Annotated in this window: 9 protein-coding genes; all 9 read left to right on the top strand. The window is 45.6% G+C overall.

All coding sequences use genetic code 11. The annotated features are described in order from the left end of the window. The first annotated feature begins 54 nt into the window (after nt 1–54). The 9 genes from MHH56_RS17555 (at nt 55) to parE (ending at nt 15,873) form a co-directional block, all read left to right on the top strand. A complete protein-coding gene (locus MHH56_RS17555) occupies nt 55–2,538 on the top strand; it encodes an S-layer homology domain-containing protein (RefSeq protein WP_339202826.1) in 2,484 nt (827 codons plus the stop codon). A gap of 163 nt (nt 2,539–2,701) precedes the next feature. Further along, nucleotides 2,702–3,397 carry an endonuclease III gene (nth, locus tag MHH56_RS17550; RefSeq protein WP_076265730.1) on the top strand — a complete coding sequence of 232 codons (696 nt, stop codon included), beginning with the start codon at nt 2,702–2,704 and terminating at the stop codon, nt 3,395–3,397. Nucleotides 3,398–3,402: 5 nt separating this feature from the next. Then, nucleotides 3,403–3,675, top strand: a complete 273-nt coding sequence (locus tag MHH56_RS17545; protein WP_076265731.1) for an NAD/NADP transhydrogenase alpha subunit — start codon at nt 3,403–3,405, stop codon at nt 3,673–3,675. Further along, complete coding sequence (locus MHH56_RS17540) at nt 3,623–7,342, top strand: dynamin family protein (protein ID WP_339202823.1); 3,720 nt, start codon at nt 3,623–3,625, stop codon at nt 7,340–7,342. Before MHH56_RS17545 ends, MHH56_RS17540 begins: the two co-directional genes overlap by 53 nt. Before the next feature lie 295 nt (nt 7,343–7,637). Further along, the gene (locus tag MHH56_RS17535; protein ID WP_339209637.1) at nt 7,638–9,425 is read left to right on the top strand and encodes an ABC transporter ATP-binding protein; all 1,788 of its coding nucleotides are present in this window, start codon (nt 7,638–7,640) and stop codon (nt 9,423–9,425) included. After that, nucleotides 9,425–11,248 (top strand): ABC transporter ATP-binding protein, encoded by a 1,824-nt coding sequence (locus tag MHH56_RS17530; protein WP_339202820.1) that lies wholly within the window; start codon nt 9,425–9,427, stop codon nt 11,246–11,248. Before MHH56_RS17535 ends, MHH56_RS17530 begins: the two co-directional genes overlap by 1 nt. A 156-nt stretch (nt 11,249–11,404) precedes the next feature. Further along, the gene (purT, locus tag MHH56_RS17525) at nt 11,405–12,589 is read left to right on the top strand and encodes a formate-dependent phosphoribosylglycinamide formyltransferase (protein ID WP_339202818.1); all 1,185 of its coding nucleotides are present in this window, start codon (nt 11,405–11,407) and stop codon (nt 12,587–12,589) included. Nucleotides 12,590–12,619: 30 nt separating this feature from the next. Then, nucleotides 12,620–12,907: a YqkE family protein gene (locus tag MHH56_RS17520; protein WP_339202817.1), complete on the top strand. Its 288-nt coding sequence runs from the start codon at nt 12,620–12,622 to the stop codon at nt 12,905–12,907. A gap of 995 nt (nt 12,908–13,902) precedes the next feature. After that, nucleotides 13,903–15,873 (top strand): DNA topoisomerase IV subunit B, encoded by a 1,971-nt coding sequence (gene parE, locus MHH56_RS17515; protein ID WP_076265738.1) that lies wholly within the window; start codon nt 13,903–13,905, stop codon nt 15,871–15,873. Nucleotides 15,874–15,884 lie beyond the last annotated feature (11 nt).

Below are 15,884 nucleotides of genomic sequence, written 5' to 3'. Positions count from 1 at the left end.
GACGAAGCCGTTCTGCATGAGTTATTACATACTAATCAGGGGGAATATCTACTTATGACAATGCAATTTGCGAGCAAAAAGATTTTGATTGGAGCGCTAGCGTTTTCACTGGTTGCAGGAAGCGGTGTAATCATACCTGCTTCATATGCCTCAGCAGCCTCCGGATATACAACACCATTTACCGATGTAAGCAGTGGTCATTGGGCAGAGAAGCATATAGCTAAGCTTGCATTGCAAGGAATTATTGAAGGAAATAAGACATCAAGCGGAGCTGCAATATTCCGTCCGAAAGAAAATGTGAGTCAGCAAGAGGCTGTGCTTATGGCTCTTCGATTCGCTGGATTGGATAAAAAAGCAGATAAAGATGCAATTATCGGTTTTCCTAATTCTTTTTCCGTAAGCACTTATTTTAAACCTTATGTAACGTTGGCTTTCCAAGAAGGCTTGCTTGATCAGGTGGAAGAGTTCGGACTCGCAGCTAAAGATCCTAAAATCGCTTGGGGGACTAAGCCAGCTACCCGTGAATGGGTAACGAAGCTTATGGTTCGTGCAATTCAGCAAGAGGAAGAAGCGGTACGTTTGCAAAATACAGCCTCGACTTTCGCGGATGCAGCGCAAATCACTTCTATTTATAAAGGTTATGTGAATGCCGCTTCCAAGCTTGAGCTCGTAAAGGGTGTAACGGCTGACAAATTTGTTCCTAAAGCGAATGTGGATCGTGCGAGTCTTGCTACGATGTTCAGCCGTGCCGAGAAGCTGTTCCCGGTTGCATACGAAGGTCAAGTAAACGGGATTGCAACTAAAATAACAGATACTCAAATTACTGTTTACAGCGACAAGAAGGAAATCAACTATACCATTAATTCAGATACTTTATTTTATCACTACAATACAGAAACACCGATTACGAGACAGCAGCTTCTTGAATATGGAGATGTAACGGTCATTGCGAAGGATGGAAAGGCGCTTTACGTTGAAGTGAAAGGCGATAAGACTTACACTAAAACGACGTCTGGAACGTTGGATCGTGTTATCGCAGATGAGAAGAAGTTATATGTATGGATTAACAATAAGCCTGTAGAATTTTTCTATAATGATTCAGTAGTAGTCGTTGATACGGATGGCAAACCGCTAGCATTAACCTCAATTAAGAGAGACAGCCAAATAAGCATCGTACAAGACAGCTTCCGTGATGCGCCGGCAACATTAAAAATTATTGCATCGACGCAGGCGTCGGCAACGAGCTTAAAGGGTACGTTTTATGGTGCGAGCGGTGATTTGATCACAATTAAAGAAGGAACAAGTCTTGTTACTAAATTAATGTCAGAAACGGTAAACGTGGAAATTGATGGCTTTGTCGGTGCTACAGTTAATGAATTGATTAAAGAAGCTGACCAAGTAGAATTGACACTTAATGCTGAAGATGTTGTAACAAAAGTGAAAGTGGTTAACCGAAATGTCAAAATGTTAGCTGGTGCACAGATAGTCGGCTACGTTTACGACAAAAAGCTGTTGACTATTGTTGATGCCAATGGCAACAATGGCGAGGCACTTTATTTTACGGATAAAACTCGCATTGAATTCAGCGGTAACACATTATCACTTGCGTCTGCTACTAACCTTTTGACAGCAAACCGAAAAATAGTAATTAGTTATACTGGTAATACTATCGTATCTTTGCAGTTCCTAACTAAATATACGGGTACGCTCGTATCAATGAACTCATCTGGCAATTTGATGAACATTCGACTAGATAACGGAGCTACATTGTCACTGCCTTATAATACTGCATCTGTAGAGCACTCCACGATTGCGAATGCAACAACAAGCGATCTTAGGACAGGCGATAAGCTTACGTTGGATTTAAATGCTAACCAAGATCGAGTTTCGACGATCAAGGTGCATTCGAATGCACAATATGAAGTAATTTCTGTTGATGTAAACAGCAAAAAAATTCGAGTTAAAAATGCAATGACATCCCCACTTGAAATAAACATGATGGACACAGAGCTTACAAACGAAGCTGGGGCTAAGATTTCAATTGATCAAATTACACCAGGTTCCCTTATAAGCGTAAGTTATATAGGTAGACAAGTAGTGGGAGCCCGTACTTTAGCTGTTACTTATGGCAAGGTACAATCCATATCAGCAAATAGTGTCACTATTGTAGACCTTGTAGGTCAAACTGTTGCTTATAATGGCGATGCTGGGTTCGTAATCGTAAAAGGAGCCACGCAAGGAACAGCAACGAGCCTGCTTACTGTGGGGGACTATGTTGAGGTTCAGAAGCTGGAAGGCAACAAAACACAACTGACTGTAGCTGTTGGCGAGAGCCGCGTATTTACGAACTTCAATGCGACTGCATCACAAGTGTGGACGGAAAAAACAACAGATGCGGATAACCGGAATTATTTTAATGTAAACAGCCAGACCAAATACATTTTAAATGGAAATTCGGTTTCAGTTACAGCTTTCAAGTCAGGCGACACAATTACAATCTATGGCTTTAGAAACTATGCAATTGCAATCGTCAAGTAGCTTTTTAACGAAATTTTCATCAATTATAGGCTGAGATATTCATTTTTTGTGAAAAAACTGCCCTTAGGGGCAGTTTTTTTATAGAATATGCTTGTTTACGGTTGCGAAGCGTGACAAATTTCGCTACACTTTGAACGATAGTGTTTGATTAGGGGAGAGGACGATGGTTGCGAAACAAAAAATGCGTCATGTGCTAGACATTATTGCGGACATGTTTCCAGATGCACACTGTGAGCTTAATCACAGCAATCCGTTTGAGCTTACAATAGCAGTACTGCTGTCTGCGCAATGTACGGATGAGACGGTCAATAAGGTAACGGTAAACTTATTTCAAAAGTATAAGTGCCCCGAGGATTATTTGAGCGTACCGCTGGAAGAACTAGAGCAGGACATTCGCCGCATCGGCTTGTTTCGAAGTAAAGCATCAAATATACAAAAGCTTTGCCGTATTGTCATAGATAAATATGACGGGAAAGTGCCTGAAAGTCATGAAGGTCTGACCGAGCTGCCAGGCGTAGGGCGGAAGACGGCTAACGTCGTTATGTCTAATGCATTTGGTGTGCCTGCCATCGCTGTCGATACGCATGTGGATCGTGTAACGAAGCGACTGGGATTCGCTAAGGCCGAAGACAGTGTCCTAGAGGTAGAGAAGAAGCTGATGAAACTCGTTCCGCGCGAGGAGTGGACATTAACCCACCACAGACTCATCTTTTTCGGCCGCTATCACTGTAAAGCGCAAAGCCCGCAGTGTCCCATTTGTCCGCTGCTTGATTTGTGCAAAGAAGGTAAACAACGTATGAAGCCAGGTTTTAAAACCAAAAATAAGAGTATAAAACCTAAAATAGCCAGTGAAGGATGATGAACATGAACTGTATTTCCGTGTACACAAACAATTTTGAGCTTTTTTCTGATATTTATGAGCAAGTGCTTGAGTCTCCGCCAGAGGAGCACGAGGATATCCTTGTAGAAGGCATTACAGTTAGCGGCTCAGGCGATGTGCCTGATCAATACATCGAGCGTATGCGCATTAAACCTGAGGTAGTTGTGATGAGAGATAAAGAGCGCAACATTATGATCTTGCAACATGGCAACGTATTTGAAATTTGTTTGCCGTCTGAAGAAGAGCAAGCCGTTTAAGGAGAAGCAAATGACAGAAACAACCGTGCAAAGCATAGCAGGAGCTATATCCGAAGCAGCTGGTTTAATGTCAGCTGCAGGAGATACATTACATGCCAAGCAAGCACAGGAGCTAAACAGTAAGCTGACCGATGGTCGGCTTACTGTCGCTTTTTGTGGACATTTTTCAGCTGGCAAATCAACTCTCATTAATCGTTTATGCGGGACTAAGCTGCTTCCATCAAGTCCAATTCCAACAAGCGCGAACGTTGTGTCTATTCGCGGCGGGGATCGGGCTTATGCAGCTGTTGAAACCGTAAAGAATGGTGTTGCTTCCAAAGCGGAAGTTCCGATCGACCAGCTTGACCGCTATTGTGTCGATGGCGAGCAATTTACTTCTGTATCGATCGTGTATCCGTCCGAGCTTTTAGGAGATCATACCGTGCTCCTCGATACGCCTGGCATTGATTCAACTGATGATGCGCACCGGATGGCAACCGAATCCGCATTGCATCTTGCAGATGTTGTTTTTTATGTTATGGATTATAATCATGTGCAGTCTGAAATCAATTTTTCTTTTGCGAAGCAATTGAAGGATTGGGGAAAGCCCTTATATTTTATTGTGAATCAGATTGATAAGCATCGTGATCGCGAGCTTTCTTTCGCAAGCTATCGTCAAAGCGTTGAGGATGCGTTTCACGCTTGGCACTTGGAGCCGGCGGGGATCGTTTATTTGTCGTTGCGCGAGCCAGAGCACCCGCATCAAGAGTGGGAGCAGCTGCTTGAGCTGCTAGATAAACTACAAACGATCCGCAAGCCGCTTTGTGTGTACAGTGTAGATGCGTCATTGCGCCATGTAGCTGATGGACATTTGAAATGGAGTGAGCAGCAAGCGGAGCCTGAGCGTGAACGGCTTCTTGCTGAGGCAGGCGGCGTTGAGGCTGTTGCCCTTGTCACAACACAAATGGATCAGCTGAAACAGAAGATCAGGCAAGTTTCGGAGCAGAAAGAGGTTTACCGGGCGCAGCTTCGCAAAGAACTGCAAACGCTTCTGGATAATGCGAATATTACGCCAGCGGGACTGCGTGATTTGGCTCAAACGTTTCTGGAGAGCCGTAAGCCTGGTTTTAAAGCGGGGCTGCTTTTTGCGGCAGCTAAGACTGCTGCTGAGCAGGAACGGCGCTTGCTGGCGTTCAGCATGGAATTAAACAGTTTAATCAGCGCTTCGATCGACTGGCATGTGAAGCATTTGCTCCGTACGGAAGCAGAGCGTATATCATACGATGGCGAGCTGCTGGAATCGGAGCTCGCGCGGAACTTGGCTTGGCTGCCGGATTCGGAGTGGCTTATCGCGAGGGTGAAACCCGGCGCCGTCATCAGCAACGAATATACGATGACGTTTAGCCGCGATCTAGCCGCGGATGTGAAGGCCGTTTATCGCCAGCGCGCGCTTGAGATCATCGATGCGCTGGCAGACCATGCAGCGGCGGTAGGCGAAGCCGCCGCCGCTGAGGCAGAGTCACAGCTTGCTGCGCTTCGCGCGCAGGCTGGTGCACTTCATGCGCTCACGGCGCTGGCGAAGCGCGCCGAGGAGCATAAGGCGCGGCTAACTACAGCGCTGCCTGAGGCGCCGGCAAGGCCGGCATTGCCAGCACCGCGTATAGCTGTGGCTGGTGGTGGCACTTCCGCGCAAGCTGGCGGCGACGCTGCTGAAGCGCGGGGCGTGCTTGCGAGCGAGGGCGGGCGAAGCGCGCGAGAGGGGCAGCATCATGCGGCAGCGGGGCGAAGCGCCCTAGCTGGCGGAGCAGCTTTGGCGCAGCAGCACAGCGCTGCAGCGCGCTTAGCCAGCGCCGCGGAGCTGCTGGCGCCGCATGCTGCGCTTGCGGCTGCTGCGCAAGCGATGAGCGATAAGGCGAAGCGGCTGCAGGACAGCCGCTTCACCATCGCATTATTCGGCGCCTTCAGCGCCGGCAAATCATCGCTTGCGAACGCGCTGATCGGAGAACCGGTGCTGCCGGTTTCTCCTAATCCGACGACGGCAGCGATCAACCGACTCGTGCCCCCTACGGCAGAGCACGGTCATGGTACAGCGCGCATTGTCATGAAGACGCGCGCTGCCATTATTGATGATGTGCGCTATTCCCTAGCGCTCCTCGGTGAAAAAGAGCAGCAGTCTGATGACGCTGCTCTCATGCGGGCGATCGATCGCCTATCTCCGGATTCCATCGGAGCTGGCGGACGCCCGCATTTCAGCTTCCTGCGCGCAGCCCGCGCAGGCTGGGCAGAGCATGAACCACTGCTCGGTCAACAGCTGTCGGTCGATCAAGCGGAATATGAAAAGTACGTCGCTGAGGAATCTCGTTCCTGTTTCGTGAGTGAAATCGAGCTGCATTATGACTGCGCGTTGACGGCGCAGGGTATCGTGCTCGTTGACACGCCAGGAGCGGATTCTGTAAATGCTAGACATACGGGCGTAGCCTTCAATTATATTAAAAACGCTGATGCTGTTTTGTTTGTCACGTATTACAACCACGCCTTCTCGCAAGCTGATCGTCAATTTCTGATGCAGCTTGGTAGGGTGAAGGATCAGTTTGAGCTTGATAAAATGTTTTTCCTTGTTAACGCTGCCGATTTGGCGGCAGATCAGGAGGAGCTTACAGGTGTGTTAAAGCATGTTGAGACGAATCTGCTGCAGCATGCGATTCGCTCGCCTCGTTTATTTCCTGTATCGAGCTTGCAGGCACTGGATGGTAAATTAGATGAAAATGCAGAGCTGCTGCAACGCTCCGGCATTGAAGCTTTCGAGCAATCATTCCTTTCCTTTATTCAGAACGATCTCGGACGGCTAGCTATTGATGCCGCAGAGCAGGACTTGAAACGAGCGGCAGCGACAGTTGCAGGCTGGCTTCAAAGTGCAGAGGGCGACGCAGCTGGGCGTGAAGCTGAGCTTATAGCACTGCTGCAAGCGGTGAACGAAGCGAAGATCGAAATATCAGCACTTCAAACCGGAACGATCCCTGAGCAGCTAAAGCAGGAGCTTAGTGAGCTATTGTATTATGTCGTTCAGCGTATCCAATACCGTTTTGGTGAGTTTTATAACTTAGCCTTTAATCCGGCCTCCTTGCAGGATGATGGACGTGACTTGCGCAAAGCCATTTGGACATCTTGGCTGGAGCTGCAGCGGCTCGTCCAACTGGAGCTGTCACAGGAGATGCTGGCAACCTCGCTTCGAATGGAACGAGGCATTCATACTCAGCTGCAAAAGCAATATATTCATACTGCGCAGCGTTTAGAAAATTCAATTTCCGCATATAGTGCTGTTCCTTATGCGCCAGCTTCTTTGCCAACGCCAGATGAGCCGGCCGCTTGGGAAGCGGATAACGTTGATGCGAAGCTGCTTTGGAGCCGTTTCAAATCACCGCGTCAATTTTTTGAAGGCGAGGGCAAGTCGATTCTTCGCAAAGAGCTTGATGCGCTACTTGCTCCTTCATTAAATGGTTGGATGTCCGAGCAAACGCTCTTGTGGACATCGCTTTACGAGCAAATTTGGCAGAAAGCGGCTGATCAAGCTGGTAAACAGCTGCAAGACGATATGCTTGCTTATGAAAGCGGCAAACGAATCTCGTTGTCCGGCAGTGCGGACACGGCTGAGCTGAAGCAGCTGTATAATCAATTGATTCATATCTAATTGTCAATGAATACGGATTGTTCTATCGCATTAACAGCTGAATGCTTTTGCGAGCGTGTAAAACGCTTGCAAAAGCTTTTTTTTATTTAGTGTGTTTTTGTGCAAAAATTGAGTAATAGGCACATATTTGTCATGATTTGCGACCAATTGGGAGTATTAACCGTTTCCAATTTAGATAACGAGTCAATAAGCGGTTTATAACAGGTATATGCATATTTATACTGTTTGCTCGCATTTGATGATGCTGATAATATTCATTCATGCTTACAAAATAGATACGGGGAGATGGATTTACTTGGACGTACTAAGGCAGTTGAAAGCATTTTATTGGGCGGAACGAAAGTTTATGTTCACCTCGATATTTTGCTTAATGTGCGCTACGGCGCTCGGACTTGTCTATCCGAATTTACTGAGATACTTGATTGATGATGTCATTACGCCAAAAAAATTCGAGTTAGTGCCGACGCTTGCTTTTACAGTAGTCGGAGTCATTATCATTAAAGGATGCATGCAGTATTTACATGGTTTTTTTGGTGCACGACTTGGTAACAAAGTGGCGTTCCACATGCGGAATGCTCTGTACGACAAGCTGCAGACGCTGTCATTTCAATATTATGACAAAGCGAAAACAGGCGATTTGATGTCACGTTTAACGGCTGATTTAGAGGCGATTCGCAACTTTATCGGTTTCGGCTTTGCACAAATCTTGAATATGGTGTTGATGATCTTGTTCGGCGGCGCAATGATGCTCTCTATTCATTGGCAGCTAACTTTGATTACATTAGTAACGATACCGCTGCTAGGCTTCGCAGCCATTCGTTTTGAACGCAATATTCATCCAGCGTTCCGCGAAATGCGTCAAGCGATGAGTAATTTAACGACAGCGGTTCAAGAGAATATTACGGGCGTACGCACGGTTAAATCTTTTGCACGTGAATCGCATGAGGTATCTAAATTTTCCATACGCAGTGAAGCCTATCAAACGAATCAGGTTGGCGCAGCAAAGATTTGGGCGAAATTTTTCCCTGTAATGGAGCTTGTAGCGAACTTAAGCGCAGTAATCCTGCTTGTAACAGGCGGTATTCTTGTCATTAACGGATCACTGCAGCTCGGTGAATTTGTCGCATTTTTCAGCTTGATTTGGTACATTATCGGTCCGATGTGGGGCCTAGGGTTCCATATTAACAACTACACGCAGTTCAAAGCTTCAGGCGAGCGTGTACTAGGACTGCTGAATGAACATGTTCATGTAAAAAATATTGAGCACGCGATTGAGGTTAGCAGCGATACTGTAAAAGGTCATGTACGCTTCGATCATGTTACGTTCAGTTATCCTGACAAAACGCCGGCGGTAACCGATTTGGTCATTGATGCGCCAGCAGGCTCTGTCATTGGGTTTCTTGGTGCGACAGGCTCAGGGAAATCAACGATTATTCAATTGTTAATGAGAGCCTATAATGTAAAAACAGGTTCAATTACGTTAGACGGCATCGATATTAAAAATTTGGATGTCGCAAGCCTTCGTTCATTAATAGCTCCCGTGTTTCAAGAAACGTTCTTATTCTCGGCATCGATTCGCGATAATATCGCTTATGGCGTGCGGGATGTAACACCAGAGCAAATCGAGCACGCAGCTAAGCTGGCTAAAGCGCATGACTTCATTTTGGAGCTGCCGCTAGGCTACGATACGATTGTCGGCGAAAGAGGAATGGGCTTGTCCGGTGGACAAAAACAACGGATTGCCATTGCTAGAGCACTTATAAAAAATCCTAGAATTTTAATTTTGGATGACGCAACAAGCGCGGTAGATATGGAAACCGAGCATGAAATTCAAGCGGGCTTCAAGGAGCTGATGGCTGGCCGCACGACCTTTATTATTGCACATCGGATTTCTTCGCTTAGACATGCCGATGAAATCATCGTGTTAGACAAGGGCCATGTCGTTCAGCGTGGTAAACACGCAGAGCTGATTAAGCAGCAAGGACCATACCGCGACACCTACAACATTCAATATGCTGACTATCCGCTTGATGATGCTGCTATAGCTGCGCAAGCGAATGAGCGGAAAGGGAGTACCGTATAATGAGTACGAGTGCCAAAGCAAAAGCTAGCAATAAAAATGAACGATTCATATACCAAGACGATGAGCTGATTGAAAAACCCTTTAACTGGGGCCAATTGCGCCGCCTATTCGGATATATGAAGCCTTACACAAAACAATTAATGCCTGTCATCGTTATGATGATTCTTGGTACATTGACACGCCTAGGCGTGCCGGCGCTCGTCATTCTGGCAATTGACGAAGCGATTGCTCCTGAGCAAGGTGAAACAAGTGTTCCGAAGTTGATTACAATCGCAAGCATCATGCTGGTCTTATATGTTATTCAATGGGCATCCAATACGTACCGGATCAAATATACGAATATCATTGGGCAAAAAGTTATTTATGATCTCAGAAATCATTTATTCCAGCATATTCAAAAGCTAAGCTTCCGTTTTTACGACAAGCGCCCAGCAGGCTCAGTACTCGTTCGTGTCACGAATGACGTAAATGCACTGCAGGATTTGTTTACAAACGGTGTCGTCAACTTATTGATGGACTGTGTGCAATTGTTCGGTATCGTCATTATTTTGCTCGTATGGAACTTTAAGCTTGGCCTTGCGGTAATGATAACCGTACCGTTAATGTTTATTGTATCAACGACTCTGCGCAAAAAGATTCGTTTTGCATGGCAGGATGTGCGCATTAAGCAATCCCGTATTAACTCACATTTAAATGAGAGTATTCAAGGGATGAAGGTAACGCAAGCATACGTGCAAGAGAAAGACAATATGAGCTTCTTCGATCATATGAATACGATCAACAATAAATCATGGAACCGAGCGTCATCGCTTAACCAAACGTTCGGCCCTGTGATCGAGATCACTTCAGCAATCGGTACTTTTATTCTATTCTGGTATGGCTCCCACCTCATTCAAGTAGGTGCGATTACCGTTGGATTGCTTGTTGGTTATGCCAACTATATCGGCAACTTCTGGGACCCGATCAACCGACTAGGACAAATGTACTCCCAGCTGCTTATTGCGATGGCTTCATCAGAACGGATTTTTGAATTTATTGATGAAGAACCGACGGTAGCGGAACTAAAGGTTGCAAAGCCACTTCCGAAAATTGTTGGCGCCGTAAAGTTCGACAATATCGTGTTCGAATACGAGCAGGGAAGGCCAGCACTCAAAGGCATCACCATCGATGTAAAAGCAGGCCAATCGATAGCGCTCGTAGGGCATACGGGTTCAGGAAAAAGTACAATCATCAATCTATTATGCCGTTTCTATGATCCGGTTGAAGGCCGTGTCCTTATTGACGGCATCGATATTCGTGATGTGACGATTGAAAGCCTGCGCTCACAGGTTGGCATTGTGCTCCAGGATACGTTTATTTTTGCAGGCACGATTCGTGACAATATTCGTTATGGACGCTTGGATGCAACCGATGCGGAGATCGTAACAGCAGCTCAAGCCGTTAACGCGCATGATTTCATTATGGGGCTGCCAGATGGCTATGATACGCAGGTTGAGGAGCGAGGCAATGTACTTTCCATGGGTCAGCGTCAGCTGCTATCGTTCGCCAGAGCATTGCTAGCTGATCCGCAAATTCTAATTTTGGATGAAGCAACAGCCAGCATTGACACTGAAACGGAGCTGAAAATTCAAGAAGCTCTTAAAATTCTTCTAGCAGGACGTACATCCTTTATGATTGCTCACCGATTGTCGACGATTCGTCACGCGGATGAAATTATCGTGCTAGACCACGGTGAAATCGTTGAACAAGGCAATCACGAAGCGTTGCTTGCAAAGCGCGGCGTTTACAACGGCTTGATCGAAGCACAGTACCGTTTTCTTTAAAACGTGAGCATCATTCATTTCAGCAAATGCTTATAAAATAGTTGATTTTTAAGCTTAGAACCTCCACAATGGAAGAAAAAACGAACCGAAACGCTAGTCTCTGCCTTTAGGACAGAGCTGACGATTCGATTTGCTTCCAGGAGGTTCTTTTTCTTTATGTATGGATCACCCTTAACAACGAATGCTCGCAAGTTGCTCCTGCTAGGCTCTGGTGAGCTTGGTAAAGAGGTTGTATTGGAGGCTCAGCGGCTTGGCATCGAGACCATTGCAGTAGATCGCTATGATCAAGCACCAGCTATGCAGGTTGCACATCGCAGTTATACAACGGATATGCTGGATGGGGCTGAGCTTCGCCGTATTATTGAGAAGGAGCAGCCTGACTATATTGTTCCGGAAATTGAAGCAATAGCTACAGAAACGCTGCTTGAACTTGAGAAGGAAGGACATCGCGTTATTCCTACAGCACGCGCAGCTTGGCTGACGATGGACCGCGAAGGCATTCGCCGCTTAGCTGCTGAGACATTGGAGCTGCCTACCGCGCCATATCGATTTGCAGATACGTTTGAAGAGCTTGCTCTTGCGGCCGAAACGCTTGGTTTCCCATGTGTCATCAAACCAATTATGAGCTCCTCAGGCAAAGGACAAAGCGTTTGCCGATCTGAAGCGGAGCTTGAAGCATGCTGGAGCTATGCGATGGAAGGTGGACGTGCCAAGAAGCAGCGTGTTATCGTGGAGGGCTTTGTAACATTTGAATCTGAAATTACATTGCTTACTGTACGATCAGTTTCGGGTACAAGCTATTGTCCGCCAATTGGTCATGTGCAGAAGGATGGCGATTATATCGAGTCCTGGCAGCCGCATCATATGACTGAGGCACAAATTGCTCAAGCGGAGTCCATAGCGCAACGCATCACCGATGAGCTGGGCGGTTTTGGTATTTACGGAGTGGAGCTATTCATTACAAAGGATGGCGTCTTGTTTAGTGAAGTATCGCCGCGTCCACATGATACAGGCATGGTAACGATGGCGACTCAGGATCTTTCAGAGTTTGCCCTGCATGTAAGAGCTATTTTAGGATTTCCAATTCCAACAATTCGGTTGCTGTCACATGGTGCATCACATACGTTGAAAGCAGACCGTGAATCTTCCGATTTCCGCATTGGCGGTATTGAAGAGGCTTTGTCGGTTCCTAATACACAGGTTCGCGTTTTTGGAAAACCAGAAACGAAGGTTGGACGAAGGATGGCCGTTGCGCTGAGCACTGCTCCTGATGTAGAGCAAGCACGAGATTTAGCTCGAAAAGCTGCAGAAGCTCTTTACGTATCGTATACTAACGAATAGAAAGTTTATTTTAAGGCAGGTGCAGCAGCTATGGGTAAAAAACAGAAAAAAATAACGTCTTCAGCTCCTAGATCATCATCAAAAAATGCTCCAAAAAATGAGTCGGAAAACGGCTTGACGCTCAAGGATTTATTAAGCAATGAGGTGCTTGGCAAGCTAAAAGCACAAGCGGATGATATGAAGCAGGCTGAAGCATCACGTAAAGAAGAACTTCGCAAACAGGAAGAAGAAAAGAAGAAGCAGGAGCAAAAGCGTTTGGAAAACGATTTTTCTTATTTGCTTGAGAATAGCGACCCTAACTGGTCGAAGCATAAGTAATAGGAAGAAAGTCGTAGTTCGCATTGTTCTCAAAAAAGCACCTTAGGGTGCTTTTTTTGTTCGGGATATCCCTAATACACTAATTTCAAAACTTTTGATATAATCTTATTTTTTATGATTTTCTTTTGTTTCAAAATGCATGCAGGGTTTGCCAGATGAGCGAAAAACCATTATGCTCGGCAGTACGCTTGTTTTAAATCCAAAAGCTCTGCAGCCTTTAGGTGCACTTGGCTCCCATGTAATAAAATAATGTTTGCATTTCAAACAATCAATGCGTTCATTCGTATTCATTCTGCTACCTCGAATATGATTTTGGGTGTAGATTTGAATCGTAAACCATATTACGAAGGTTGAGCATTAAAGTCAATCCTAATCGATTAATTAGGCAAGGCTGAGCCTCACAATCGCTTTTTTTAATACAAATTGTTACCACGCATACATAAATCTATTGATTCTGCAAAACATGCTAACAACAGTTATTAAAGCGATGTGTGCATTCCATTTTATTTTCGAAGGATTTAGCTAATGTCATTGCAGTAAATTCTACATGTACGACAAGCGTATAACGCAATGTTTAGTGGTCGAAGCTGGTAGAAACGCTCGAACAGTGGATACACACGAATAACTTTAAGCGTTTTATTGAAAATGAGTTGTAGAATTTGTGGAACAAAAAAAGTTTTTTTGTTATTGTGTTAATTATGCTTGCGCTTATTCCGATTATTACATACGCTGAGCTGTAGGTTATGAATAAGTAGTGCTGCTGTTGAAACAAGACAGGAAACTATAGAACCCCTCCAAACTAATCGATGGAAGGTTCTGTTAAGCAAGGATAGTGTGTTATCCTTATATGTATCTCTTATGACCATTAGCAAAATAAGGCTTGAAGATCGTGTAATTGCACTAATCGTTTTTTTTTGGAGACTTTACGAAACATGACAAATTGAATTAAAATAGCTTGAAGATACGGAAACGTGATTAAAGATAGGGGGACGCTCATGTCTGAGCAAACAGATCTCTTCGCAAATACAGCGGCCGCAGACCGAAATTATGAGGCCGATGATATACAGGTGCTTGAAGGGTTAACAGCAGTTCGTAAAAGACCGGGCATGTACATAGGAAGTACAAGCAGTTCGGGTTTGCATCATCTCGTTTGGGAAATTGTCGATAATGCAGTCGATGAGCATTTGGCTAAATTTTGTTCGGCCATTGAAGTGACGCTGCACAAGAACGGAGCAGTAACGGTACACGATAACGGGCGTGGTATTCCTACCGGCATGCATAAGACCGGTATTCCTACACCGCAGGTCGTATTTACGATTTTGCATGCGGGCGGTAAATTTGGCGGCGGCGGATATAAGAAATCCGGCGGTCTGCACGGCGTTGGCGCATCTGTTACAAATGCTTTGTCAGAATGGCTTGAGGTTGATATTTACCGAGACGGCAAAATTCACAGACAACGCTTTGAATATTGGATCGATGAAGCGGGACGTGAGCATGTTGGTGAGCCCGTACGCGGACTTGAGATTATTGGCACTACGAATCGGACAGGCACTAAGGTTACTTTTAAGCCGGATGGCCGCGTGTTCCAGAATGGCACAACATTAAGTTATGATACGCTGGCAGAGCGTTTGCAAGAGATTGCTTTTCTAAACTCTGGATTAAAGGTAACAATTAAAGACGACCGCAGCGGCAAGCAGGATGTGTTTCATTATGAAGGCGGAGCTCGTCAATTCGTTCAGTTTTTGAATGAAGAAAAGACCGTACTGCACGATGTTATTCACTTTGCTAGTGAGCGCGATGATATTGAGGTGGAGGTAGCCCTCCAATATAATGACGGATACACGGAGACGATCGCTTCCTTCGTCAATTCCATTCCAACACGCGGCGGCGGTACGCATGAAACCGGTTTTAAAACCGCTTATACTCGCGTCATGAACGACTATGCCCGTAAAGCAGCGATGCTTAAGGAGAAAGACAAAAACCTTGAAGGCAACGATTTGCGCGAAGGCATGATGGTCGTTATTAATATCAAAATGTCTGAGGTTGAGTTTGTCGGACAAACAAAAGACCAGCTCGGAAGCTCGTCCGCGCGAAGCGCTGTTGACGCAATTGTTTCGGAGAAGATGCAGGTGTTTCTTGAGGAAAACCCTCAAATCGCACAAATGCTGTTAAAAAAATCACTTCAAGCCTCGAAAGCGAGAGAAGCAGCGCGCAAAGCGCGTGAGGAAATCCGCAGCGGCAAGAAGCGGAGCGAGAGCTCCAATCTAAATGGCAAACTAACTCCTGCGCAGTCAAAAGATATTACTCGCACGGAATTGTTTATTGTGGAAGGGGATTCAGCAGGAGGTTCAGCTAAGCAGGGCCGTGACTCGAAATATCAAGCGCTGCTGCCACTTAAGGGAAAACCAATGAATCCGGAGAAAGCCAAGCTCATCGATATTTTGAAAAACGACGAGTACAAGGCCATCATTTCTGCAATAGGGGCAGGTGTGGGTTCTGAGTTTGTCGCTGAGGAATGCAACTATAATAAAATTATTATTATGACCGATGCGGATACAGACGGCGCTCATATTCAAGTGCTGCTTCTTACTTTTTTCTATCGCTATATGAAGCCGTTAATCGATTTGGGACGCGTTTATATCGCTCAGCCGCCGCTTTACAAAATTACACGTAAATCTGGCAAGCTGGAAACGATTCGATATGCGTGGACAGATGAGCAGCTTCAAAACTATTTGAAGGAATACGGTAAAAATTATGAGCTTCAGCGTTATAAAGGGCTTGGTGAGATGAATCCTGATCAATTGTGGGAAACGACGATGGATCCAGAGAAAAGAACGCTTCTTCAGGTTCAAATCGAGGATGCAGCCAAAGCAGAACGCAGAGTATCGACGCTTATGGGTGATAAGGTAGATCCGCGTAAACGTTGGATTGTCGAGAATGTCGATTTTATGGAATATGAGGAATAGGGGGATTTCTG

Origin of the sequence: Paenibacillus sp. FSL K6-3182 (assembly GCF_037976325.1) — a bacterium.
Taxonomy (GTDB): Bacteria; Bacillota; Bacilli; order Paenibacillales; family Paenibacillaceae; genus Pristimantibacillus.
This window is presented reverse-complemented; position numbering and strand designations above follow the sequence as displayed.

Excerpts from the sequence above, each read along its gene's own strand:
- MHH56_RS17555 (WP_339202826.1), top strand. The coding sequence starts at position 55 with ATGACAATGCAATTTGCGAGCAAAAAGATTTTGATTGGAGCGCTAGCG.
- nth (WP_076265730.1), top strand. The coding sequence starts at position 2,702 with ATGGTTGCGAAACAAAAAATGCGTCATGTGCTAGACATTATTGCGGAC.
- MHH56_RS17545 (WP_076265731.1), top strand. The coding sequence starts at position 3,403 with ATGAACTGTATTTCCGTGTACACAAACAATTTTGAGCTTTTTTCTGAT.
- MHH56_RS17540 (WP_339202823.1), top strand. The coding sequence starts at position 3,623 with ATGGCAACGTATTTGAAATTTGTTTGCCGTCTGAAGAAGAGCAAGCCG.
- MHH56_RS17530 (WP_339202820.1), top strand. The coding sequence starts at position 9,425 with ATGAGTACGAGTGCCAAAGCAAAAGCTAGCAATAAAAATGAACGATTC.
- purT (WP_339202818.1), top strand. The coding sequence starts at position 11,405 with ATGTATGGATCACCCTTAACAACGAATGCTCGCAAGTTGCTCCTGCTA.
- MHH56_RS17520 (WP_339202817.1), top strand. The coding sequence starts at position 12,620 with ATGGGTAAAAAACAGAAAAAAATAACGTCTTCAGCTCCTAGATCATCA.
- parE (WP_076265738.1), top strand. The coding sequence starts at position 13,903 with ATGTCTGAGCAAACAGATCTCTTCGCAAATACAGCGGCCGCAGACCGA.